Below are 22,931 nucleotides of genomic sequence, written 5' to 3'. Positions count from 1 at the left end.
GAGCGCCCGCCCCGGGAATCGTCCAGCGCCGAGAACTATCCGGCGGCCGCCACGTCACACGCCTGCGCCCGCAGCGCCCGGGCCAGGTCGTCACGCGCCTCGAGCACCAGCCGGCGCAGGGCCGGAGCTGCCTGCTCGTGCGCGGAGAGCCACGCGTCCGTCGCCGCCAGGGTCTCCGGCGAGTCCTGGAGGTCGGGGAAGAGCCCCCGCACCACGTCCATGCCGATCTGGATCGACCGGTCCGCCCAGACCCGCTCGATCGCCGCGAAGTACTTCTCGGCGTACGGCGCGGTGAGCTCGCGCTGCGACGACTGCTGGAACCCGGCGATGGTCGCCTCCACCAGCGCGTTGCTCAGCGCGTCCGACTCCACGACCTGGGCCCAGGACTGCGCCTTGACGGCCGCCGACGGGCGCGAGGCCAGACAGCGCACCTGGTGCCGCTTGCCGGACGCGGTGTCGTCCCGGGCCAGCTCGGCGGCGAGCACGGACTCGTCGGCGACGCCGTTCGACGTGAGCGTCTCCAGGAACGCCCAGCGCAGCTCCTGGTCGACCTCGAGACCGTCGATCCGGGCGGTGCCGGCCAGCAGCCCGTTCAGGAGCTGGAGGTCGGCGTCGCCGGCGGCGACCGACGCGAAGAAGCGGGCCCACGTCAGCTGGTGCTGGCTGCCCGGCTCGGCGAGCCGCAGCTCCTTCAGGGCGCCCTCGGCGAGCAGCCGCCCGCCCTCCTCGCGCCACTCGGGAGCCGCGTAGTGCACCAGGGCGCCGCGCGCCCAGGCGTGCAGCATCTGCAGGACGCCGATGTCCGACTCGCGCCCGGCGAACCGCAGGACGAGGCCGATGAAGTCCCGGGCCGGCATGAGCGCGTCCCGCGTCAGGTTCCACAGCGCGGACCAGCACAGCGCGCGGGCCAGCGGGTCGGTGATGTCGCCGAGCCGCTCGCGCAGCGTGGCGAGGGACTCCGCGTCGAACCGGATCTTGCAGTAGGTGAGGTCGTCGTCGTTGACCAGCACCAGCTCGGGCGCCTCGGCCCCGGCCAGCTCGCCGACGACGGTGCGCGGCCCGTCGACATCGGCCTCGGCGCGCGCGTACCGCTCCAGCGCGCCCTCCGCCGTACGCCGGTACAGGCCGACGGCGACCCGGTGCGGGCGCAGCTCGGGGTGCGATTCGGCGGCCTCCTGCACCACGGCAAGCTCGGTGATCCGGCCCTCGCCGCTCAGGATCACCTGCGGGGTGAGGGAGTTGACGCCCGCGGTCTGCAGCCAGGACCGCGACCAGGACGCCATGTCGCGCCCGCTGGTCTCCTCCAGGACGGACAGCAGATCGCCGAGGCGCGTGTTCCCGTACGCGTGCCGCTTGAAGTAGCGGCGGGCGCCCTCCAGGAACGCGTCCCGTCCCACGTACGCCACCAGCTGCTTGAGGACGGAGGCGCCCTTGGCGTAGGTGATGCCGTCGAAGTTGAGCTTCGCGTCCTCCAGGTCCCGGATGTCGGCGGTGACCGGGTGGGTGCTCGGCAGCTGGTCGGCGCGGTACGCCCAGGCCTTGCGGTTGTTGGCGAAGGTGATCCAGCCGTTGGTGAAGCGCGTCGCCTCCACCATCGAGAACACGCCCATGAAGTCCGCGAAGGACTCCTTCAGCCACAGGTCGTCCCACCACTGCATGGTGACGAGGTCGCCGAACCACATGTGGGCCATCTCGTGCAGGATCACGTTCGCGCGCCGCTCGTACGACGCGGTCGTGACCTTCCCGCGGAAGATGTACTCCTCGCGGAAGGTGACGATGCCCGGGTTCTCCATCGCGCCGAGGTTGTACTCGGGCACGAACGCCTGGTCGTACTTGCCGAAGGGGTACGGGTAGTCGAAGTTGTCGTGGAAGAAGTCGAGGCCCTGCTTGGTGATCTCGAAGATGTCGTCGGCGTCGAAGTACGGCGCGAGACCCTTGCGGCACATGGCGCCCAGCGGGATGACCAGCTTCGAGCCGTCGTCGAGGGCACGCTCGTAGGAGTCGCTCACGTAGTGGTACGGACCGGCGACGACCGTCGTGATGTACGTCGAGATCGGCTTGGTCTCCGCGAACCGCCAGACACCGTCGACGAGTTCGCCCACGCCGTTGGACCAGGCCGTCCAGTCCTGCGGCGCCTGCACGGAGAAGCGGTAGGGCGCCTTCAGGTCGGGCTGCTCGAAGTTGGCGAAGACGCGGCGCGCGTCGGCGGGCTCGTACTGCGTGTAGAGGTAGACCTCGCCGTCCTCGGGATCGACGAAGCGGTGCATGCCCTCGCCGGTGCGCGAGTACGCGCACTGGGCGTCGACCACCAGTTCGTTGTCCTCCGCCAGGCCCTCCAGCTGGATGCGGCTGCCGTCGAACACGGCCGCCGGGTCCAGGTCCTCGCCGTTCAGCGTCACGGCCGTCACCGACGGCGCGATCAGGTCGGCGAAGGTGCTCGTGCCCGCCTCGTTGGCCCGGAACCGGATCGTGGTCACGGACCGGAAGGTGCGCGGCCCGTCCGCCGGGGCGTCGCCGACCGCCGAGCGCAGGTCGAGCGCGACCTCGTACCCGTCGACGGACAGCAGGCCCGCCCGCTCGCGGGCCTCGTCGCGGGACAGATTCTCTCCGGGCACGGGCGGCACTCCTTCTGACGTCGCGGCGTCCTCGTGGGACTGTGCGGGACTGTTCGGGCTCCTACGATCCTCGCACGGGAATGAGGGCCGCGGCCGTCGCGTTGCCGCAGGCAAGACCACCCCGGTGACTTCTGAGGAGAACCATGTCCACCACGGCTGAGAAGACCCCCGTCGACTTCTGGTTCGATCCCCTGTGCCCCTGGGCCTGGATGACGTCGCGCTGGATGCTGGAGGTCGAGAAGGTCCGCGACGTCGAGGTCCGCTGGCACCTGATGAGCCTGGCCGTTCTCAACGAGAACAGGCTCGACGAGCTGCCCGAGGAGTACCGCGAGATGCTCGCGACCAAGGCCTGGGGTCCGGTCCGGGTCGTCATCGCGGCGCAGGAGGAGCACGGCCCCGAGGTCCTCGGCGGCCTCTACACCGCGCTCGGCACCCGCATCCACAACCGCGGCGAGGGCCCCACGAAGGAGGCCGTCGCCGGCGCCCTGGAGGAGGTCGGCCTGCCCGCCTCGCTCCTCGACCACTGGGACGGCACGAAGTACGAGGCCGAGCTGCGCGCCTCCCACAAGGAGGGCATCGACAAGGTCGGCCAGGACGTCGGCACCCCGGTCATCGCGGTGCCGGGCGCCGACGGCGAGCAGATCGCCTTCTTCGGCCCGGTCGTCACCCCGGCCCCCAAGGGCGAGGAGGCGGCCAAGCTCTGGGACGGCACGCTGCTCGTCGCCTCGGTCCCGGGCTTCTACGAGATCAAGCGGACGCGCACGCAGGGCCCGGTCTTCGACTGAGTCAGGCGAACCGCTCGGGCAGCGTGAGTCCCTTGCCCTGGCTCAGGTGCGGCTGCACCCATCGGCACGCGCCCTCGTGACCTTGGCAGCGCCAGAAGCTGTGGGCGTCGGCCCACGTCAGCTTCTCCTCCTCGACCAGGTACTTCTTCTCGTCGTCATTGGCGGGACGGAAGTCCTGCAAGGGACCCTTGCAGTTCGGGCAGTGCTTGGACATAGGCATAAGGGTCACAGTCTCCCGGAACCCCGCATACCGACAGACCCCGCGAGTCACGTCCTCGCGGGGTCTGTCCTTTTCCGCCGCCCACCTGCGTGAAGGTTGAGAAGACGATCACGAGGCGGGACGCTTCAGGGCGTCAGGGCACGAGCAGCAGGTTGTACGCCCGCTCCTTGGCGGCCGCGTAACGCTTGGCGACGTCCTGCCAGTTGACGACGGCCCACATGGCCTCGATGAAGTCGACCTTCTGGTTCTTGTACTGGAGGTAGAAGGCGTGCTCCCAGGCGTCGAAGACGAGGATCGGGGTCGAGCCCTGGCCCACGTTGCCCTGGTGGTCGTAGATCTGCTCCACGATGAGCCGCCCGCTCACCGGCTCGTACGCGAGCACGCCCCAGCCGGAGCCCTGCGTCGTCGCGGCGGCCTTCGTCAGCTGCGCCTTGAACCCGGCGAACGAGCCGAACGACTCGGCGATCGCGTCCGCGAGGTCGCCCACGCCGTCGGCGGCCAGCGGCTCGCCGCCGCCGTCACCGGTCATGTTGTGCCAGTAGATGCTGTGCAGGATGTGGCCGGAGAGATGGAAGGCCAGGTTCTTCTCCAGCCCGTTGAGAGAGCCCCACTGCTCCTTGTCCCGGGCCTCGGCCAGCTGCTCCAGGGTGTCGTTCGCGCCCTTCACGTACGCCGCGTGGTGCTTGTCGTGGTGCAGCTCGATGATCTGCGGGTTGATGACCGGCTCAAGTGCCGCGTAGTCGTACGGAAGTTCAGGAAGCGTGTACGTGGCCATGTCTCTCCGTGCCCTCCGGCTGCTTATTGCAAGTTATTCGCAAGTGCAGGCTAACAGCAACAGCGCCGCGCGCAACGAGAAGGACCCCCGGGCCGACCGGCCCGGGGGTCCTTCAGATGTCGCGGGGGAGGGTTACTTCTTCTCGGCGAGCTTCTGCCGCGTGTAACCGACGATCGCGAGGATCACGGTGAGGCCGCCCGCGTAGTAGAGCTGTTCGCGGGTGCCCTCCTCGCGGGCCATCAGGACGAAGACGACGGCCATGCCCGCGAGGGCCACCCAGGTCAGGTACGGGTAGGCCCACATCCTCACCACGAGCCGCTCCGGAGCCTCGCGCTCCAGTTTGCGCCGCAGGATCAGCTGGGACGCGGCGATGAAGAACCAGACGACGAGGATGATCGCGCCGATCGTCTTCAGCAGCCACTGGAAGATGTCGTCGGGGCGCCAGTAGCTGAGCAGCACGCAGACGAAGCCGAACACCGCGGACAGCAGCACGGCGATGCGCGGGACGCCGCCGTGGATCCTGCCGATGACCTTGGGGCCCTGGCCGCGCGCGACCAGCGACCCGGCCATGCGCGAGGCGCCGTAGATGTTGGCGTTCATCGCCGAGAGCAGCGCGACGAAGACCACGATCTTCATGATGACGCCGGCGGCCGGCAGGTCCAGGTACTCCAGGGTGGCGACGTAGGACCCCTTGTCCGGGTCCACCAGCGCCTTGTCCGACCAGGGGATCAGCGCGACGACCACGACCATCGAGCCGACGTAGAAGAGCGCGATGCGCCACATCGCCGTCCGCACGGCCTTCGCCACACCCTGCACCGGGTGCTCCGACTCCGCCGCGGCGATGGTGACGGTCTCCAGACCGCCGTACGCGAAGACCGACGCGAGCAGTCCCGCGATGAGCCCCTCGGTGCCGTTCGGCATGAAGCCGCCGTGGCCCGTGAGGTTCTCGGTGCCCGGCGCGTCGTTGCCCAGAAGCCCGAAGATCGCCAGGACGCCGATGACGAGGAACGCGACGATCGCCACGACCTTGAGGGTGGCGAACCAGAACTCGAACTCGCCGAAGTTCTTCACCGCCGAGACGTTGGTCGCCGTGAACACGAGCATGAACAGGGCGACCCAGGCCCACTCCGGCACCCCGGGGACCCAGCCGTGCGCGATCTGCGCCGCGCCGATGCCCTCCAGCCCGACCGCCACGCACAGCAGGAACCAGAACGCCCAGCCCGCCGTGAACCCCGCCCACGGGCCGATGGCCCGCTCGGAGTGCACGGAGAACGAGCCGGAGGCCGGGTAGGCCGCCGCCATCTCGCCCAGCATGCGCATCACGAGCATGACGAGGGCGCCCGATATCGCGTAGGCGAGGATGATCGAAGGACCGGCCGCGGCGATCGCGGTGCCGGAGCCCACGAAGAGCCCCGCGCCGATCACGCCGCCGAGCGCGATCATCGAGAGGTGGCGCTGCTTCAGGCCGGGCGACAGTGACGAGGTGTCCACCGGCTTCGCGTCGGCGACCTCTTCGCTTGGCTGCGCTGACGTCCGAGACATGGAATGGCCCTGTTCAGTAGCTGAGACGAGGTGCGGTGCGCCCATGTAATGAGCGCGTAAAACCGCCACAGTCTGAGCGCGCGGTCCGCCTACAGGGAAGACGTTTCCGGAATACGGACACGACGCTCACACTCGGCGACGTTCGTGTCGACGTACCGTGAACGATCAGACACGCCGTGCGCGCAGCTCCCGCACACCCGCGACGGCGAGCACCAGAAGCGTCGCCCCCGTCGACCACAGCAGCTGCGGCCGCGCCGTGTCGTCGGTCAGCATCAGCACGAAGACCGCCGCCATGGCCACGAGCGCCGCCCAGGTCAGCCACGGGAACGCCCACATCCGCAGCACCAGGCGCTCGGGCGCCTCCCGCTCGATCCGGCGCCGCAGCCGCAGCTGGGACAGCGCGATCAGCGCCCACACGAACAGCAGCACCGCGCCGACCGAGTTGAGCATGTAGAGGAAGACGGTGTCCGGCCACTCCAGATTGAGGAGCACGGAGACGAAGCCGAACGCCACCGACGCCAGCACCGCCCGCCGGGGCACTCCGCCCCCGCCCACCTTCAGCAGCGACTTCGGCGCCTCGGCGCGCTCGGCCAGCGAGAAGATCATGCGGGATGAGCCGTAGAGGTTGGCGTTGAGCGCGGACAGCAGTGCCACGAAGACGACGATGTTCATGATCTGCCCGGCCGACGGGATGCCGATCGAGTCCAGGACGGTGACGTACGGGCTGATGCCCGCCTTCTGCGCGGTCCAGGGCAGCACCGTGACGATGACCAGCATCGAACCGACGTAGAAGAACAGGATCCGGAAGACCGCGCTGCGCACCGCCCGCGCCACCGAGCGCACCGGGTCGTCGGACTCGGCGGCCGCGATGGTGACGACCTCCAGACCGCCGAAGGCGAAGACCACCGCGAGCACGCCGGAGACCACGCCCTGCCAGCCGTGCGGCAGGAAGCCGCCGTCGCCGGTGAGATGGGTCAGCCCGACCGGGTCGGTGTCGGGGAGCAGGCCGAAGATCGCGAGGGTGCCGAGCACCAGGAACGCGACGATCGCCACGACCTTGAGGGTGGCGAACCAGAACTCGAACTCGCCGAAGTTCTTCACCGCCGCCAGGTTCGCCGCGGTGAAGACCAGCATGAACAGCAGCACCCAGGCCCACTGGGGGACGCCCGGCACCCAGCCGTTGGCGATCTGCGCGGCGCCCGTCGCCTCCACGGCGAGCACGACCACGAGCAGGAACCAGTACAGCCAGCCGGCACTGAACCCGGCCCACCGGCCGAGCGCCCGCTCCGCGTGCACCGAGAACGAGCCGGACGCGGGCATCGCCGCCGACATCTCGCCGAGCATCCGCATCACGCACATCGCGATGGCGCCCGCGATCAGATAGGAGAGCACGATGCCGGGGCCCGCGACCTGGATCCCGGCGCCCGAACCGACGAAGAGCCCCGCCCCGATGACACCGCCCAGGCCGAGCATGGTCAGGTGGCGCTGCTTGAGGCCCCCGGCGAGCGGTTCGGGGGTCACGTCGTCGTGCATGGGGGTTCAGCCGTTCTGAGCATTGGCGGGAACCTACAGTCTCGCTTTCGGGCGCCCCCGCACGCAAAACGGACCTGTCCCAGTGACGAGCGTCACCCCGGATGCGGTGTACATGCGCTTCTTTGTACAGAGCCCACCAATGCCGCGCTCAAGCCTTTGTCGATCGGAGACCGTGATCGGCTCAACCCCCCTGGGATAGCGTCACCACGTCCCACCCTGCCCACCCACGAACCTCGCGGAGTCCCCATGAGTACCGCCGCCGCAGTCGCCCGCCCGGGCAAGGTCCTGGCCGACCTCCTCCCCGCGTCCCGCACCAAGGCCGCCGTCGTCGCGAAGAGCGCGGCGCTGGTCGTCGGCGGCGCCGTCCTCACCGGCATCGCCGCGCAGATCGCGATCCCTGTCCCGGGCTCGCCGGTGCCGGTCACCGGGCAGACCTTCGCCGCGCTGCTCGTCGGCACCGCGCTCGGCGCCCGTCGCGGCTTCCTCTCGCTGGCGCTGTACGCGCTCGCAGGCATGGCGGGCATGCCGTGGTTCGCCGAGGGCGGCTCCGGCTGGGCGACGGCCTCGTTCGGCTACGTCATCGGCCTGATGCTGGCCGCCGCGGCCGTCGGCGCGCTCGCCCGCCGCGGCGACGACCGCTCGGTGTGGCGCACCGCCCGCGCCTTCCTGATCGGCGAGGCCATCGTCTACGCGGTCGGCGTCCCGTACCTCGCGCTGTCCACCGGCATGGGCCTGAGCGCCGCGCTCGCCGCGGGCCTCACCCCGTTCCTGATCGGCGACGTGCTCAAGGCCGTCCTGGCGATGGGCGCGTTGCCCGCCGCCTGGAAGCTCGCCGACAAGTAGCGGCAGCGGTTCCTCAGCTCCTCCGGAAGAGGTTCGCCGGGTCGTACGCGGCCTTCACAGCGGCGAGCCTCTTTCGCGTCTCCGGGTCGTGCAGCCCGTCCGTACGGTCGCCGCCGCCGAAGGAGAAGTTCAGCGAGCGGCCGAGCGTCCGGTCCCCGACGGCCGCGAACGCCCGCGCGTGATGGACCCGCGCCGCGGCCCTGCCGCCCTCGCCCAGCGGCGACAGGATCCGCACCAGCCAGCCCGCCGACCGGTACGGCACCGCGTTCGGCGCGGGCCGCGACAGCGCGCCGCCCAGATGGTTGAGCTGCACGATGTGCATGCCGTCGGCATCCGGCCCCGACAGCCGGAACAGCTCACCGAGCCCGTCCGCCACGTCCGCACGGTCGTCCAGGAACACGCTGTCCCCGTAGTACGGGTGCGGGAAGTCCGGATCGGCGTGGATGGTGTGGCTGTCCGCGTAGGGCATCTCGCGCAGCGAGTCCGTGCCGGGCTCCCCGAGCGCGGCCCGCAGCGGCGCCACCAGCCGCTCGCCCTCGGCCGCCGGCCCCGTGAACGCGATCCGTACGGAGATCACGTACCGCCCGCGCAGGTGCGGCGGCATCGCGGGGGAGTCCGGGTAGACCAGCGCGGCCAGCGACGAGGTCAGGGTGTCCGGGACGGTCGCGGCCCAGGCCGTGTAGGCCCGTACGGCGTCCGTCACGTCGGTCACCCGTCCGTCGTGGGCGAGCGCGCCCCCGTACAGCCGGGCCACCGGCACCAGGCCGACCTCCAGGGACGTCACCGCGCCGAGCCCGGCGCCGCCGCCGAGCAGCGCCCGGAACAGCTCCGGGTCGCTGTCGGCCGTGACGTGGCGCGGGACGGCGTCGGCGGTCACCACGTCCAGGGCGCGCACATGGTCGGCGGTGTAGCCGAACTCCCGTGCCAGGATGCCGAGTCCGCCGCCCAGGGTGTAGCCGACCGCGCCGACGCCCGGCGCCGAGCCGTTGAGCGGGGCGAGGCCGTGCGGTTCCGCCGCCCGCACCACCGCGCCCCAGGTGGCGCCCGCGCCGACGCGCACGGTGCGGGCCGCCGGGTCCACGCGGACCCCGTCCATCCGCCGTGTGCTGATGAGCACCCCGCCCGTGGAGTCGCCGGGCAGCCCGTGACCGGTGGCCTGGACGCCCACCGGCAGGCCGGCCCGCGCGGCGTACGCCACGGCGGCCACCACGTCGTCCGGTCCCGACGCCGCGTGGATCACGTCGGGGCGCTGGGTGAAACCGGTCTGGAAACCGGTGCGTTCGTCGTCGTAGCCGGCGTCCGCCGGGCGGAGGACGCGCGCTTCGTGCGGGCCATGAGCGTCATGGATCGTCGTCATGTCCCGCACTCTGCGCGCCCAACCTGACAGATTCCGTCAGCTTTTCAGCGGGTCGGCGAGGACGCCTCCGACGGACGGCGCCGGGTCCACCACATGCCCGCTCCGCCGGCCGCCAGCAGGGCCGCGCCCACCGCGCCGAGCGGCAGCACCCGGTCGGCGGGGCCCGTCTTGGGAAGCTCGCCCCTGCCGCCGCCCTTGTCGCCGCCCGTGCCGCCGTTCTTGTCACCGGCCGGGGTGGCGGGCTTGTTCACGGTGTTGAGCAGCAGCGGCGTCACCGGCGCGTTCGGCGAGGGGCTGGTCGTGCCGAACGGCACCGGGCCCTGCTGCCAGAACGTCGTCTTGCCGTCCGCGCTCTGCACCGGCAGGCAGATCTTCCCGGTCTTCGACAGGTCGAAGGTCGCGGAGACCGGGAATGATTTCGATTTCCCGGCCGCGAGATTCGATACCGGACAGGAAAATCCGCTGTTGGATCCCTTCGGCAGCTTGTTCGCGGGAATAGGTGTGCACCCCGATACATCTTTTACGGTCAGCCCGTCGAAACCGACGACCACCAGATTGATCTTCCCGCTGTCCTTGGTGCCCTTGTTCTGGACGGTCGCGACGAGATCCTTGGTCTTTCCCGTCGCGTTGTCGACCGAGATCTTCTCGGGCAGCGTCGTGGTCGGTTCCACGCCGTCGGGCGCCTTGCCCATGACCTTGCCGCCCTCGCTGCTGCCCTGGCCCGGAGCGTCGTCCGCGACCGCGGTGGCGGGCAGGACCAGCGCCGCCGCGACGGCCGCGGCCAGCAGCGACCCGGTCGAGCCGGCCCGACGCCGTACACGCGCAACTGAACTCATGTTCGTCCCCCTTGGTGTTTCTGTTTCCCCCGTGACGGCTGCAACTGCGTCCGAATTCGCAGTCCTTGAAGAGGTACCACAAGATTTCTCCCCACTATGCTGGGACGGCGCGATGTATCGATTTTGTGTTTCTCTGTGTTTCGGGGGTGCAGTCGATTGCCAGGGCAGTCAGGAAATGCAAGGGGAGGCGTCCGGGGATTGGTGGTGGCCGGGCGGTACCGCTTGGACGAACACATAGGCCAGGGGGGCATGGGGCGTGTGTGGCGTGCGGCCGACGAGATGCTGGACCGGCCCGTCGCCGTGAAGGAGATGCGTATCGACGGCCTCGACCCCGAGGACGCCCGCACCCGCCGCGAGCGCACCCTGCGCGAGGCCCGCGCCACCGCCCGGATCGACCACCCGGGCGTGGTGCGCGTGTACGACGTCGTGGACGAGGGCGAACGACTCTGGATCGTCATGGAGTTGATCGACAGCCGTTCCCTGGAGCAGACCCTCGTCGAGGACGGGCCGCTCGGCGTCGACGAGGTCGCGGGGATCGGCCACAGCCTGGCCGACGCGCTGCGCGAGGTGCACGCGGGCGGTGTCCTGCACCGCGACATCAAGCCGGGCAACGTCCTGCTGGAGCGCGTGGGCAGGCGCCGCGTCATGCTCACCGACTTCGGGATCGCCGCCATCCAGGACACCGAGGCGCTCACCATGGTCGGCATGCTCGTCGGCTCGCCCGACTACATGGCGCCGGAGCGGATCTCGGGCAGGCCGCAGGGCCCGCCCTCCGACCTGTGGTCGCTGGGCGCGACGCTCTGCGCGGCGCTCGGCGGCCGCTCCCCGTTCAGCCGGGACACCACCCTCGCGACGCTGCACGCCGTCCTGTACGAGGAACCCCGGCTGCCGCCCGAGGCCGGCCGGCTGACACCGCTGCTGACCCGGCTCCTGGCGAAGGAGCCGCAGGACCGCCCCGGTCTCGACGAGATCGTCAAGGCGCTCGCACCGCCGGGCCCGGTCCCGGCCACCCACCCGGGCACCCCCACCCTGGACATCGGCCTGCGCCGCCCGGTGCCGCCGCCTCCGGTGCGGCCCGCCGCCGTCCGGCAGGAGGCCCCGACCGAGTGCGGGAAACCGGCCCCCGGCGAGGATCCGCCGGGCCCGCCCGGACCGCCGGGTCCACCCGCCGGTCCGCGCCGCGGGCCCCGGCGCCGCGGCCCGCTGATCGCCCTCGCGGTGGCGCTGGCCGCGGGCGTCGCGGCGGCCCTCGCGCTCACGCTGCCCGGCGACGGGGGCGGTACGCGGGCGGGCGGCGCGAGCCCCACGGTGACCTCGCTCCCGCCCACCGTCGAGGGCACCTCACGCCCGCCCACGGCCCAGACCCTGCCCCCCGGATCGATCCGCGAGGTCGGGTACGCGTGGGTGCCGCCGAAGGGCTGGAAGCGGGCGGTGAAGACGGCGTCCGAGGTGCACTACACGGCCCCCGACGGCACCCAGGAACTGGTCACCCAGTCCGCACTCGCCAAGGACGACCTGCTGTCGACCTGGCAGAAGTCGGAGCGCGACGCCCACCAGGGCCAGGACTACGTGAAGATCCGGCTCGACCGCACGACGTTCCGGGGCCGCCCCGCGGTCGTCTGGGAGTACCTCTTCACCCTCGACGGCCGCCGCTGGCACGCCGAACTCCTCGGCTTCGACCAGGAAGCACGCTCGTACCAGATCGGCACCTGGTACCAGCCGCAGGTGGCGGGCCCCGCGAAGGCGAGGTACGAGCAGGTGAAGAAGACGTTCACGGTGCTGCGGCCGTAGCCGCGGCACCGTGAACGGGGCCGGGTCGGGCGCAGTGGTCAGCTCCTGCCGCGCTGCACCCTCTCCCGAACGAGCGCGAACGCCACCACGAACACCGCCACCAGCAGCGACAGCAGCACCTGCTCGCGCCCGGCGTCGTCGGTCAGCATGTAGACGAGGACGAACGAGATCATGGCGATCGTCGCCCACGTCAGGTACGGGAACAGCCACATCTTCACGACGAGCTTCTCCGGCTGCTCGCGCAGGATCATGCCGCGCATCTTCAGCTGCGTGAAGCAGATGACCAGCCACACGAACAGCGCGACGGCGCCCGACGAGTTCAGCAGGAAGTTGAAGACGGTGTCCGGCCACTGGTAGTTGAACCAGACGGCGAGGAACCCGAAGACGACCGAGCCGAGGATCGCGGTGCGGGGCACACCCCGCGAGGTGGTCTTCGCGAACGCCTTCGGCGCGTCACCGCGCTGCCCGAGCGAGAAGGCCATGCGGGAGGCGGTGTAGAGCCCGGAGTTCAGACAGGACAGCACGGCGGTCAGCACGATGACGTCCATGACCTGTCCGGCGTGCGGGATGCCGATGGAGTTCAGGGCGGCGACGTAGGAACCGTCCTTGACGATCGAGGCGTCGTTCCACGGCAGCAGCGTCAGCACGACGAAGATCGAGCCGAGGTAGAAGATGCCGATCCGCCAGATCACCGAGTTGGTGGCCCGGGTGACGGCCTTCTGCGGGTCCTCGGACTCACCGGCGGCCAGCGTGACGATCTCGCTGCCCATGAAGGAGAAGACGACCATCAGCACACCGGTGAGGATCGCGCCGGGCCCCTTGGGGAAGAACCCGCCGGCGTCCGTGAGGTGCCCGAACCCGGCGCCCGGGTTGTCGGAGCCCGGCAGCACGCCGAACACGGCGAGGAGCCCGATGATCACGAAGGCGCCGATCGCGACGACCTTGATCCCGGCGAACCAGAACTCGAACTCGCCGTAGCTGCCGACGGCCGCCAGGTTCACGACGGTGAGCACGACCATCACGATCAGCGCCCAGGCCCACTGCGGCACGGCCGGTATCCACCCGTTCAGGATGGTCGCCCCCGCGGTGGCCTCCACGGCGAGCACCACGACCCAGAAGAACCAGTACAGCCAGCCGATGGAGAACCCGGCCCAGCGCCCGAGCGCCTGGTCGGCGTAGGCGGAGAAGGAGCCGGAGGAGGGCCGGGCCGCGGCCATCTCGCCGAGCATCCGCATCACGAGGACGACCATCGCGCCGACCAGGGCGTACGAGACGAGGATGGCGGGTCCGGCGGCCGCGATACCGGAACCGGACCCCACGAACAGTCCGGCGCCGATGACACCGCCGATGGCGATCATCGACAGGTGACGGTTCTTGAGTCCGGCCTTGAGGCCGTCCCCCTCGGGCGGTGTCTCGTTCGGTGCCAGGGTTGACTGCGAAGACATGCAGACTTCCTTAGGTCTCGGTGGGGCGAGCCCTGGCATTCAAAGCTCAGGATCGGTCTGTGCGGAAGGGTCGACTCCGGATTGTTGTCTTTGTTACGTCGGGTCACGCCGGTGAAGCAGGAGGTCAGGGCCCCGCCAGCGACTACCCGGCCCGTGCCGTGCCACACTCGGATCCATGCGCGTCTATCTCGGCTCCGATCACGCCGGCTACGAACTCAAGAACCACCTGGTCGAATGGCTGAAGGCCCACGGCCACGAGCCCGTCGACTGCGGGCCCCACATCTACGACGCCGTCGACGACTACCCCCCGTTCTGCCTCCGCGCCGCGGAGCGCACGGCGGCGGACCCCGAGGCCCTGGGTGTCGTGATCGGCGGTTCGGGCAACGGCGAGCAGATCGCCGCGAACAAGGTCAAGGGCGTCCGTGCCGTCCTCGCCTGGAGCGAGCAGACCGCGGCGCTGGGCCGCGAGCACAACAACGCCAACGTGATCTCGGTCGGCGGCCGCATGCACACGCAGGAGGAGGCGACGAAGTTCGTCGAGACCTTCCTCACCACGCCGTGGTCCGGCGAGGAGCGCCACCAGCGCCGCATCGACATGCTGACCCACTACGAGGAGACCGGCGAACTCCCGGCGATCCCGTCCCACCACCCGCAGGCGTAGTCGCGGCCGATACAAGCCCCTCCGGCGATTGAGGAGCTGGGCCCGGGGCGGAGCCCCGTGTCCTGCCCTCGATCGCCGTCGCCGTGCCCGCCCCGAGAGGAAAAGTCGTGCCCGAAGGCCACACGATCCACCGCCTGGCAGAAGACCACGCGGAGCGCTTCGCAGGCCGCACGACACAGGTCACCAGCCCCCAGGGAAAATTCTCCGACGCGGCGGAACTGCTCACAGGCCAGAAACTCACCGCCACCGAGGCCCACGGCAAACACCTGTTCCTCCAGTTCGGCGAAGCCTGGATCCACATCCACCTGGGCCTCTTCGGCAAGTACACCCTCGGCGGGACCCCGGCCCCGCCCCCCACGGACACGGTCCGCCTGCGCCTGCTGAACGACACCCACTACGCGGACCTGCGCGGCCCCACCACCTGCGCGCTGATCACGGACGCCGAGAAGCAGGCGATACACGACCGCCTCGGCCCGGACCCGCTGCGCCCCACCGACACCCCCGCCAAGGCGTACGCCCGCATCGCCCGCAGCCGCACCACGATCGCCGCGCTCCTCATGGACCAGAAGGTCATCGCGGGCGTCGGCAACGTCTACCGCGCCGAGGTCCTCTTCCGCCACGGCATCGACCCGTACACCCCGGGCAAAGCGCTCACCGAGCCGCAGTTCACCGCGATCTGGGACGACCTGGTGATGCTCATGCGCGAGGGCGTCCGCCTCAACCGCATCGACACGGTCCGCCCCGAGCACACCCCGGAGGCGATGGGCCGCCCGCCGCGCGTCGACGACCACGGCGGCGAGGTCTACGTCTACCGACGCGCCCCGCAGCCCTGCCACCTCTGCGGCACCGAGATCCGCACCGCCGAGCTGGCGGCCCGCAACCTCTTCTGGTGCCCGACCTGCCAGCCTCCCGGCGCGTACTAGAACCCGTGCTGGAGCCACGGCGCGACGGCCGTGCCGAACGCCACCGACGCCTCCGCGAGCGCCCCCTGCCGCAGCTCCCGCACCCGCCCGGCCGCCGCCAGCGCGGCCAGCGACGTGTCACCGAGATACGCGGAACCCAACTCCCGCACGGAGAGCGACAGTTCGGCGGCGTCCTCGGTCCGCTCGCAGGAAGCCCCCTTCGCGTCGCCGGTCAGCCGCCAACGCCCGGCGTTCCAGGGGCAGAAGGCGTCCTCGACCTCGAACACCACATCCACCGGCGTGAGATACGTACGCGCTTCGAGCGCCGCCCCCACCTCCACCAGACGTACGTGCATCGAGTCGCGCATCCGGACGGCGCACCGGCGGATGTCCGACACCATCGACAGCAGCGGATCGTCGACCGGAACGTTCCGCGCCTCCACGAACTCCGTCAGGTCGACGGAGAGCAGGAACCGCCACAGCGCCGCGTACGCCGCCGGGTCGAGCGCGCTGATGTGCCGCACCTGGATCCGGCTGGTCGGCACCGACCACTCGGAGCTGGGCTTGATGTGGAAGCGCACGAACCCGACCAGCTCGCCCGCCCGCTCCGCGAGCACGCACTGCATCGGTGAGGCGCCGTTGCGATCCTCCGGCGGGTCCAGCAGCGGCAGCCGCTCCCAGCCGGGGGAGCGGGCCAGGTTCCCCGGCCGCGTACCGATCGTGCGCGCGTACACCGCCTCGCACCGCTCGGCGGCCTCCGTCACGTCCGCGAACCGCAGCGTGACCTCGTCCGTCCCGGCCGGCGCCTCGATCCGCACCCGCGACGACTCCAGGGTGACGGCCAGCTGACGGGTGGCGACGCCGTACCCGAAGCGGCCGTAGATCGCCGGCTCCGACGCGGTGAGCACGGCGAGGACCTCGCCCCGCTCCCGTACGTCGTCCAGCTGACGCCGCATCATCGAGGTGAGGATGCCGCGCCTGCGATGGGTGGCGGCGACGCTCACCATCGTCACGCCCGGGGCGGGCAGGAACGCGCCGCCCGGCACCGCGACCCGGTACGAGAACGCGCTCGCGGTCCCCACACAGTCCGCGCCGTCCCAGGCCCCGATCGACCGGTCGAACTCCGTCAGGTCGTCCATCAGCCGCCGCTCCTGCGGCGCCTCGGGCACCCCGCCGAAGGCCAGGATCAGCCTCCCGTACCAGCGGTCGTGCTCTTCGCGGCTCAGCGTGCGCAGGTCGATCGTCATCCGCCATGCCTACCAGGGCAAGCGGGACAAGAGCGAACGAATTTTCCGTCCCGTCCCGGTGCCGGACGTGCCCGGAAAGGGGGACAAGTGGGACCTCCCGTGCACAGGTCCAGGCCCGATGGATAAGGTCCACGAGCAATGGCCGTACGACGAGACGGGCGGGCGCGCGAACAGCGCGCGGAAGCCGAGACGTTCCCGGCCCGGTTGAGAATGCGCATCCACCGGGTCCGCACCGCCGTGCGCAAGTCCGGGGTGGACTACTTCCGCGGGGACGGCTCGGACTGGATCGCCCTGGCCGGCCTGCTGCTGATGGTCCCCCTGATCGCCTGCGCCACGATCCTCAACCCGGTCTGGTGCTCCCCGGCCGTGCTGGTCCTGCCGATCGTCGCGGGCGGTCTGCTGCTGCGCCCGGCCAGCCTGCTCGGCCTGTACGCGGCGGCCGCGACGGCGCTGATCGTCGAGTCGTACCGGCTGGGCCCCTACGAGCAGCATCCCGCGGCGGTCACGCCCGGCACCGTCCTCACGGTCGCCGCGTGCGGCTTCTTCGGGCTGCTGATAGCGCAGTTCCGCAGCCGGGTCGGTGTGCCCTGGCGGCGCGGCGGCACGATGCTCTTCGACCTCCGCGAGCGCATCCGCACCCAGTCCCGGCTGCCGAAGCTGCCGGTCGGCTGGCACCGCGAGATGGCGCTGCGGCCGGCCGGCGGGCAGTCCTTCTCCGGTGACTTCGTCGTCGCGGCCCGCACGAACAACGGCCGCACCCTCGAGGTCGTCCTCACCGACGTCTCCGGCAAGGGCATGGACGCGGCCTCCCGTGCGCTGCTCCTCGCCGGAGCCTTCAGCGGCCTCCTGGGCTCCCTCCCGCCCCACGCCTTCCTCCCGGCGGCCAACGGCTACCTCCTCCGCCAGGACTGGGACGAGGGCTTCGCGACCTCCATCCATCTCGTCCTGGACCTCGAATCGGGCGACTACGAGCTCTACTCGGCCGGTCACCCGCCGGGCCTCCAGCTCAGCGCCGGCACGGGCCGCTGGGAGGAGAAGGCCGCAGAGGGCCCGCTCCTCGGGGTCTACGACGGCGCCGAGTTCGACGCCACGAAGGGCTCTCTCCGGCCCGGCGACGTCCTGATGCTCTTCACCGACGGCCTCGTCGAGACCTCCGACCGCGACATCGCCGAGGGCATCGACCGCCTCACCGGCGAGGCCGACCGCTACGTCCAGGGCGGCTTCCACGGCGCGGCCTGGCACCTGATCGAAGCAGTGGCCAAGGACGTCAACGACGACCGGGCCCTCCTGCTGATCTGCCGCGACGCGTAGCCCTGCCGGGCGGGGGCCGGTCGTTGTGTGCGGGCCGATTCTCCGCGCCTCGCGTCGGGTTGCGGTTCGTCCGCGGCCCTCGCCGTGGCCGGTCGCGCACTTCCCGGCGCCCCTGAAACCATCTCCCACGCGCGGCTCTCGTCGTGGCTGGTCGCGCAGTTCCCCGCGCCCCTGAGGCATGCGCTGCGCGCAGCCTCCCCTGGACGAGCGAAGCTCGTTTCCAGGGGCGCGGGGAACTGCGCGGGAAGCGGCCACCGGCCCGCGGGCGACGAACTACTCAGGGGCGCGGGGAACTGCGCGACCAGCCCCCACGCCACCGCACTCGGCAACGAGACGTCACACCCCCGCCCCGACCGCCCGCTCCTCCACCGGCTCAGGCACCCGCCCCCCGGGCAGAATCCGGGCCAGCCAAGCGGAGCGCCCCGCTGCCAGCGGCCCGAGAACGGCCAGCACCAGCACATACCCGGCGATGAACGGCGAAAGCCGTGCGTCGAGCCCCGCGCCGGCGGCCATCGTGGCAAGGATCAACGCGAACTCCCCCCGCGCCAGCAACGTCGTGGCGATATTGGCGGCGGGCCCGGCCCCGAACCCGTACACGCGCGCAGCCCCCAGCCCGGCCAGCACATTCATCACCAGCGTCACTGCGACAGCGGCCAGCACCGGCCACACCACACTCGGCAGATCCCCGGGATCGATCGACAACCCGAACCCGAAGAAGAAGATCGCGCCGAAGGCGTCCCGCAACGGATGCACCAGCTTCAGGATGCGCGCGCCCGACGAGGTCGACCCGAGCATGAGCCCGACCATGAACGCCCCGATCGCGTCGGCCACCCCGAACCACTCGGAGACCCCCGCCACGAACACGGCGGCACCGAGGAACGAGATCACCAGAAGCTCGTCGTCCTTGGTGTTGAACAGCTTGCCGACGACCCGGGTCCCGAACCGCGCCGCGAGCGCCAGCAGCAGCAGGAACCCGAACGCCTTCCCGCCGTCCATGACCGCGGCGGACAGCGAGTCGGCGCCGGACAGGATCGGCTGCAGCGCCGCCAGGTACAGCGCCAGGAAGATGTCCTCGACCACGATGATGCCGAGGATCGGCTTGGTCTCCGGATTGCCGAGACGCCCGGTGTCGACCAGCACCTTCGTGACGATCGCGGACGACGAGATGCCGAGCACCCCGGCGAGGACCAGAGCCTCGGAGGTGCCCCAGCCGAGGGCGAATCCGAAACCGAGGCCGGCGCCGACGTTCAGCGCGAGGTACGTCCCGCCGGCGACGGCCATCTTGCGGCCGCCCGCCTTGAGGTCGTCGATGTGGAACTCGAGGCCGAGATAGAAGAGCAGCAGGACCAGGCCGAGGGCGGAGAGCATCTCCAGGTCGTGCGGGTCCGACAGGAGCACGACGCCCGGTGTGTGGGGGCCGAGCAGGATCCCGGCCAGGATGAACAGCGGGATGGTGGGAAGTCCGATGCGCCCGCCGAGGCGGGCGAGAACGGCGGCGGCGAGAAAGGCACCGCCCATGGCTATCAAGGTGTCTGCGTGTCCGATGGGCCCGTTCCTCCTTGTACTGGCGACCAGCCTTGGTAAAGGGATCGTCAAGAAAACGTCAATAGTTAGCTTACCAAAGTACTCGGGAGGGGGGTCCAAGGTCCCGGGGTGGGGTTCTCCCCACCCCGGATCCGCCAGCCGCCCTCATGGTTCGCGACCCCCTGAAATCCGTACGTTCGAGGTATCCGAACCGGCATGTACGAGAGGGCGATCATGGGCCTGCGCAAGAAGCGCCAGCGTCACGACGAGGCACCGCGCGACGACGGATGGGCCGTCGAACTGCGCGGCGTGCGCCGTCAGTACGGTCGCGGAGCCGCCGCGGTCCATGCCCTGCGCGGCATCGAACTCGCCCTGCCCAGCGGCACGTTCACCGCCGTGATGGGCCCCTCGGGCTCCGGCAAGTCGACGTTCCTGCAGTGTGCTGCGGGCCTGGACCGCCCCACCGGCGGCACCGTCGTCCTCGGCGGCACGACGATCACCGGCCTGAACGAGAACAGGCTCACCGAACTGCGCCGCACCCGCCTGGGCTTCGTCTTCCAGGCCTTCAACCTGCTGCCCTCGCTCACCGTCGAGCAGAACGTGCTGCTCCCGATGCGCCTGGCCGGACAGCGCCCGGACCGCCGTCGCGCCGCCGACGTCCTCACCCGCGTCGGCCTCGGCGACAAGGGAAAGCGCCGCCCCGGCGAACTCTCCGGCGGCCAGCAGCAGCGCGTCGCCATCGCCCGCGCCCTCGTCACCAGCCCCGACGTGATCTTCGCCGACGAGCCGACCGGCGCCCTCGACACCACTACGGCCCGCGAGATCCTGGGCCTGCTGCGCGGCGCCGTCGACCGGATGGGCGCCACCGTCGTGATGGTCACGCACGATCCGGTCGCCGCCGCCCACGCGGACCGCGTCCTGTTCCTCGCCGACGGCGCGATCGTGGACCACCTCGAAGGCGCCCCCGCGGACGCCATCGCCGCCCGCATGACCACCCTCACCGCCCGCACCACGGTCGGGGCGGCCGCCTGATGCTCCGCCCCAACGGCCTGGCCCGGGCCGCACTCCGCTTCAAGCCCGCCGCGTTCGCGGGCACCTTCGTCGCGCTGATGATGGCCGCCCTGATCGTCTCGGCGTGCGGCATCCTCCTGGAGACCGGCCTACGGGCCTCGGTCCCGCCCGAGCGCTACGCGGACGCCCCCGTCGTGGTCGCCGCCGACCAGAAGGCCCACCGCATCACCGGCTCCGGCGAGACCCGCTCGGACGAGGCCGTCCCGCTCCCGGACCGGGCCCGGCTCGCCGACTCCCTCGTGGCGAAGGCGGGCACGGCCCCCGGCGCCCGTACGGCCGTCGCCGACCTCACCTTCCCGGTCCAGCGCGACGGCCGCGCCGCCGACGCCCACAACTGGGCCTCCACCGCCTTCACCGGCGAGGAACTGACCTCGGGCCGCGCCCCGCGCACCGGCGAGACCGTCACCTCGGGCGGCGCCCGCACCGGCGACCGCGTCACACTCACCACCCCCGAGGGCGAGCGCACCTACCGCGTCTCCGGCACGACACGGGGCGACGGCGGCACCTACTGGCTCGCCGACACCGAAGCCCTCCGCACCTCGGGCCATCCGGGACGGATCGACGCGATCGCCGTCCTGCCCGAGGCGGGCGTCTCCACGGCCACCCTCCGCGCTCAGGTCACGCACGCCCTGTCCGGCGCCAGGACGGCGCACGTCCACACCGGCGACGACCGCGGCGCCGTCGAGGACGCGAGCCTCGCCGAGGCGAAGGAGACCCTCATCGGCGTCGGCGGCTCCTTCGGCGGCATCGCCACCCTGGTCGCCGTGTTCACCGCGGCCGGCACCGTCGCCCTCTCCGTCGGCCAACGGGCCCGCGAATACGCCCTGTTGCGGGCCATCGGCGCCACCCCGCGCCAGATCCGCCGCGCCGTCGCCACCGAGACCCTGCTGGTCGCCCCGGCCGCGGCCGCCGTCGGCTGCCTGCCCGGCATCGCCCTGGCCCACTGGTGGTTCGGCCAGCTCCGCGACAAGGGTGCCGTGCCCGAGGCCGTCGGGCTCGCCGTGTCCTGGATCCCGCTCGTCGCCGCGTTGGGCGCCGCCCTGCTCACCGCGCTCCTCGCCGGATACCTCGCGGCCCGCCGCCCCGCCCGCAGCAAGCCGGGAGAGGCCCTCGCCGAGGCGTCGGTGGAGCGGCTGCGCGTCGGCTGGATCCGTACGCCCCTGGGCATCGCGGCCGCGGTCGGCGGCGTCGTCCTCGCGGTCGTCGCCGGACAGCTCAGCGGCGACGACGCGGCCAACACCGCCCTCGGCGTCGTCATGTGCTTCATGCTCGCCGTGGCACTGCTCGGCCCGCTCGTGGCCCGCGCCTGCGCCGCGCTGTTCGGGCTCCCGCTGCGCGGCGCGGGCGCCCCGGCCTCCCTCGCGGCGGCCAACTCCCGCTCGAACGCCCGCCGTCTCGCCTCTGCGATCACCCCGATCGTCCTCGCGATCGCCTTCTCCTCGGTCCTGGTCTTCCTGCACACCAGCGAGGACCGGGCCACCGCCGAGCAGCAGAAGGCCGGCATCACGGCCGACCACATCGTCACGTCCCCGGCCGGCCTCGCCCCGGACGCGGTCACCGAGGCCGGCCACGTCCCCGGGGTCACCGCCGCGGTCGGGGTGTACCGCTCCTCGGTCCTCGTCCCGGCCGCGGGATCCCTGATGCCGGCCTCCACCCAGGCCGTCACCGGCACCGCGTCCGACCTCGCCCGGGTCCAGGACCTCAAGGTCACCCACGGCGCCCTCGACCTGTCCGCGCCGGACCGCGTCGCCCTGGACGCCTCCCTCGCGGACAGCCTGGACGCGGGCGTCGGCGACCGTGTCACCCTGCGCCTGCCCGACGGCACGAAGGCGTCCCCGAGGGTCTCGGCCACGTACGAACGCGGCCTGGGCCTGGCCCAGGTCACGCTGCCCCGCGCCGCGCTCGCCGGCCACGTCACCAACCCGTACGCCACCGAGCTCTGGACCAAGGGCGGTACGCCCCGCGCCCTGTCCGCCCTGGGCACCCCGCTCGCCCGCGCCGACTACACGTCCGCCCAGTCCCTCGACCGGGAGCTGAACGCCTGGGCGAACACGACCATGGCCGCCGTCCTGGGCGGTTTCGCGGCGATCGCCGCCGCGAACACCCTCGTCATGACGGTGCTCGACCGGCGCCGCGAACTCGGCACCCTGCGCCTCATCGGCTCGACCCGGCGCCAGGTGCTCCGCATGATCCACTGGGAGGCCCTCCTGGTGGCGGGCGCCGGCATCGTCCTCGGCACGGCCATCGCCCTGGCGACCCTGATCCCCATGACCCAGGGCCTGACGGGCCGCTCCCCGTACATCCCACCCCTCCTGTACGGAACATTCGCGGCATCGGCCCTGCTCCTGGGCCTGGCATCGACAACGTTCCCGGCGAGGTGGGCGGTACGCAGATAGCACTTTCGCTGATCGCGCCCCCCTGAGGCATGCACTCCACACACCCTCCCCTGGACGAGCGAAACCCGCTTCCAGGA

At 71.4% G+C, this 22,931-nt stretch carries 18 protein-coding genes; 8 read left to right on the top strand and 10 right to left on the bottom strand.

The genetic code is table 11. From position 1 onward, the window contains the following. Positions 1 to 35: 35 nt before the first annotated feature. Positions 36 to 2,615, bottom strand: coding sequence for an aminopeptidase N (pepN, locus tag ABZ930_RS05635; RefSeq protein WP_361541935.1), 2,580 nt, complete (start codon positions 2,613 to 2,615; stop codon positions 36 to 38). A gap of 143 nt (positions 2,616 to 2,758) precedes the next feature. Between pepN and ABZ930_RS05630 the strand changes: the two genes are divergently transcribed. Next, positions 2,759 to 3,400, top strand: coding sequence for a DsbA family protein (locus tag ABZ930_RS05630; protein ID WP_361541933.1), 642 nt, complete (start codon positions 2,759 to 2,761; stop codon positions 3,398 to 3,400). A 1-nt stretch (position 3,401) separates the two neighbouring features. On the opposite strand, the gene ABZ930_RS05625 is transcribed toward ABZ930_RS05630, so the two are convergent. The 4 genes from ABZ930_RS05625 to ABZ930_RS05610 all read right to left on the bottom strand — a co-directional run bounded on the left by ABZ930_RS05625 (position 3,402) and on the right by ABZ930_RS05610 (position 7,470). Next, entirely contained in the window at positions 3,402 to 3,614 is a 213-nt protein-coding gene (locus tag ABZ930_RS05625) for a hypothetical protein (protein WP_361541930.1), read from the bottom strand. 139 nt (positions 3,615 to 3,753) lie between these two features. Further along, entirely contained in the window at positions 3,754 to 4,395 is a 642-nt protein-coding gene (locus ABZ930_RS05620) for a superoxide dismutase (RefSeq protein WP_361541927.1), read from the bottom strand. Between the two features lie 132 nt (positions 4,396 to 4,527). Beyond that, entirely contained in the window at positions 4,528 to 5,937 is a 1,410-nt protein-coding gene (locus ABZ930_RS05615; protein ID WP_361541924.1) for an amino acid permease, read from the bottom strand. 165 nt (positions 5,938 to 6,102) lie between these two features. Further along, positions 6,103 to 7,470 (bottom strand): amino acid permease, encoded by a 1,368-nt coding sequence (locus tag ABZ930_RS05610; protein WP_361541921.1) that lies wholly within the window; start codon positions 7,468 to 7,470, stop codon positions 6,103 to 6,105. Positions 7,471 to 7,716: 246 nt separating this feature from the next. Here ABZ930_RS05610 and ABZ930_RS05605 point away from each other — a divergent pair, with 246 nt between their 5' ends. After that, positions 7,717 to 8,313: a biotin transporter BioY gene (locus ABZ930_RS05605; RefSeq protein WP_361541918.1), complete on the top strand. Its 597-nt coding sequence runs from the start codon at positions 7,717 to 7,719 to the stop codon at positions 8,311 to 8,313. Positions 8,314 to 8,326: 13 nt separating this feature from the next. Here ABZ930_RS05605 and ABZ930_RS05600 read toward each other — a convergent pair whose 3' ends face one another. After that, positions 8,327 to 9,670, bottom strand: coding sequence for an FAD-binding protein (locus tag ABZ930_RS05600; protein WP_361541915.1), 1,344 nt, complete (start codon positions 9,668 to 9,670; stop codon positions 8,327 to 8,329). 44 nt (positions 9,671 to 9,714) lie between these two features. Next, positions 9,715 to 10,506 (bottom strand): LPXTG cell wall anchor domain-containing protein, encoded by a 792-nt coding sequence (locus tag ABZ930_RS05595; protein WP_361541912.1) that lies wholly within the window; start codon positions 10,504 to 10,506, stop codon positions 9,715 to 9,717. Positions 10,507 to 10,602: 96 nt separating this feature from the next. Here ABZ930_RS05595 and ABZ930_RS05590 point away from each other — a divergent pair, with 96 nt between their 5' ends. Next, positions 10,603 to 12,297: a serine/threonine-protein kinase gene (locus tag ABZ930_RS05590; protein WP_361541909.1), complete on the top strand. Its 1,695-nt coding sequence runs from the start codon at positions 10,603 to 10,605 to the stop codon at positions 12,295 to 12,297. Positions 12,298 to 12,335: 38 nt separating this feature from the next. Here the strand turns inward: ABZ930_RS05590 and ABZ930_RS05585 are convergent, their stop codons facing one another. Continuing rightward, entirely contained in the window at positions 12,336 to 13,742 is a 1,407-nt protein-coding gene (locus ABZ930_RS05585) for an amino acid permease (protein ID WP_361541907.1), read from the bottom strand. A gap of 175 nt (positions 13,743 to 13,917) precedes the next feature. On the opposite strand from ABZ930_RS05585, the gene ABZ930_RS05580 reads away from it, so the two are divergent. Both ABZ930_RS05580 and ABZ930_RS05575 read left to right on the top strand, forming a co-directional pair. Further along, positions 13,918 to 14,403, top strand: a complete 486-nt coding sequence (locus tag ABZ930_RS05580) for a ribose-5-phosphate isomerase (RefSeq protein ID WP_361541904.1) — start codon at positions 13,918 to 13,920, stop codon at positions 14,401 to 14,403. Between the two features lie 107 nt (positions 14,404 to 14,510). After that, a complete protein-coding gene (locus tag ABZ930_RS05575; RefSeq protein ID WP_361541901.1) occupies positions 14,511 to 15,326 on the top strand; it encodes a DNA-formamidopyrimidine glycosylase family protein in 816 nt (271 codons plus the stop codon). Here ABZ930_RS05575 and ABZ930_RS05570 read toward each other — a convergent pair. After that, complete coding sequence (locus ABZ930_RS05570; protein WP_361541898.1) at positions 15,323 to 16,552, bottom strand: GNAT family N-acetyltransferase; 1,230 nt, start codon at positions 16,550 to 16,552, stop codon at positions 15,323 to 15,325. The two genes, ABZ930_RS05575 and ABZ930_RS05570, sit on opposite strands and share 4 nt — an antisense overlap. A gap of 138 nt (positions 16,553 to 16,690) precedes the next feature. On the opposite strand from ABZ930_RS05570, the gene ABZ930_RS05565 reads away from it, so the two are divergent. Next, positions 16,691 to 17,863, top strand: a complete 1,173-nt coding sequence (locus ABZ930_RS05565) for a PP2C family protein-serine/threonine phosphatase (RefSeq protein WP_361541895.1) — start codon at positions 16,691 to 16,693, stop codon at positions 17,861 to 17,863. Positions 17,864 to 18,199: 336 nt separating this feature from the next. Here ABZ930_RS05565 and ABZ930_RS05560 read toward each other — a convergent pair whose 3' ends face one another. Further along, positions 18,200 to 19,381, bottom strand: a complete 1,182-nt coding sequence (locus tag ABZ930_RS05560) for a cation:proton antiporter (protein WP_361541892.1) — start codon at positions 19,379 to 19,381, stop codon at positions 18,200 to 18,202. Positions 19,382 to 19,621: 240 nt separating this feature from the next. On the opposite strand from ABZ930_RS05560, the gene ABZ930_RS05555 reads away from it, so the two are divergent. Together ABZ930_RS05555 and ABZ930_RS05550 are read left to right on the top strand one after the other, a co-directional pair. Beyond that, positions 19,622 to 20,419 carry an ABC transporter ATP-binding protein gene (locus ABZ930_RS05555; protein ID WP_361542224.1) on the top strand — a complete coding sequence of 266 codons (798 nt, stop codon included), beginning with the start codon at positions 19,622 to 19,624 and terminating at the stop codon, positions 20,417 to 20,419. Continuing rightward, positions 20,419 to 22,854, top strand: coding sequence for an FtsX-like permease family protein (locus tag ABZ930_RS05550; RefSeq protein WP_361541889.1), 2,436 nt, complete (start codon positions 20,419 to 20,421; stop codon positions 22,852 to 22,854). The genes ABZ930_RS05555 and ABZ930_RS05550 overlap by 1 nt, the downstream gene beginning before the upstream one ends. The last annotated feature ends 77 nt before the right edge of the window (positions 22,855 to 22,931 follow it).

It is taken from the genome of Streptomyces sp. NPDC046716 (assembly GCF_040645755.1).
Lineage (GTDB): Bacteria > Actinomycetota > Actinomycetes > Streptomycetales > Streptomycetaceae > Streptomyces.
The sequence above is the reverse complement of the archived record's forward strand: the minus strand, read 5'-3'. Positions and strand labels throughout refer to the sequence as shown.

Excerpts from the sequence above, each read along its gene's own strand:
- ABZ930_RS05615 (WP_361541924.1), bottom strand. The coding sequence starts at position 5,937 with ATGTCTCGGACGTCAGCGCAGCCAAGCGAAGAGGTCGCCGACGCGAAG.
- ABZ930_RS05550 (WP_361541889.1), top strand. The coding sequence starts at position 20,419 with ATGCTCCGCCCCAACGGCCTGGCCCGGGCCGCACTCCGCTTCAAGCCC.
- ABZ930_RS05595 (WP_361541912.1), bottom strand. The coding sequence starts at position 10,506 with ATGAGTTCAGTTGCGCGTGTACGGCGTCGGGCCGGCTCGACCGGGTCG.
- ABZ930_RS05585 (WP_361541907.1), bottom strand. The coding sequence starts at position 13,742 with ATGTCTTCGCAGTCAACCCTGGCACCGAACGAGACACCGCCCGAGGGG.
- ABZ930_RS05620 (WP_361541927.1), bottom strand. The coding sequence starts at position 4,395 with ATGGCCACGTACACGCTTCCTGAACTTCCGTACGACTACGCGGCACTT.
- ABZ930_RS05630 (WP_361541933.1), top strand. The coding sequence starts at position 2,759 with ATGTCCACCACGGCTGAGAAGACCCCCGTCGACTTCTGGTTCGATCCC.
- ABZ930_RS05590 (WP_361541909.1), top strand. The coding sequence starts at position 10,603 with ATGCTGGGACGGCGCGATGTATCGATTTTGTGTTTCTCTGTGTTTCGG.
- ABZ930_RS05605 (WP_361541918.1), top strand. The coding sequence starts at position 7,717 with ATGAGTACCGCCGCCGCAGTCGCCCGCCCGGGCAAGGTCCTGGCCGAC.
- ABZ930_RS05610 (WP_361541921.1), bottom strand. The coding sequence starts at position 7,470 with ATGCACGACGACGTGACCCCCGAACCGCTCGCCGGGGGCCTCAAGCAG.
- ABZ930_RS05565 (WP_361541895.1), top strand. The coding sequence starts at position 16,691 with ATGGCCGTACGACGAGACGGGCGGGCGCGCGAACAGCGCGCGGAAGCC.
- ABZ930_RS05625 (WP_361541930.1), bottom strand. The coding sequence starts at position 3,614 with ATGTCCAAGCACTGCCCGAACTGCAAGGGTCCCTTGCAGGACTTCCGT.
- ABZ930_RS05570 (WP_361541898.1), bottom strand. The coding sequence starts at position 16,552 with ATGACGATCGACCTGCGCACGCTGAGCCGCGAAGAGCACGACCGCTGG.
- ABZ930_RS05580 (WP_361541904.1), top strand. The coding sequence starts at position 13,918 with ATGCGCGTCTATCTCGGCTCCGATCACGCCGGCTACGAACTCAAGAAC.
- ABZ930_RS05555 (WP_361542224.1), top strand. The coding sequence starts at position 19,622 with ATGGGCCTGCGCAAGAAGCGCCAGCGTCACGACGAGGCACCGCGCGAC.
- ABZ930_RS05600 (WP_361541915.1), bottom strand. The coding sequence starts at position 9,670 with ATGACGACGATCCATGACGCTCATGGCCCGCACGAAGCGCGCGTCCTC.
- ABZ930_RS05560 (WP_361541892.1), bottom strand. The coding sequence starts at position 19,381 with ATGGGCGGTGCCTTTCTCGCCGCCGCCGTTCTCGCCCGCCTCGGCGGG.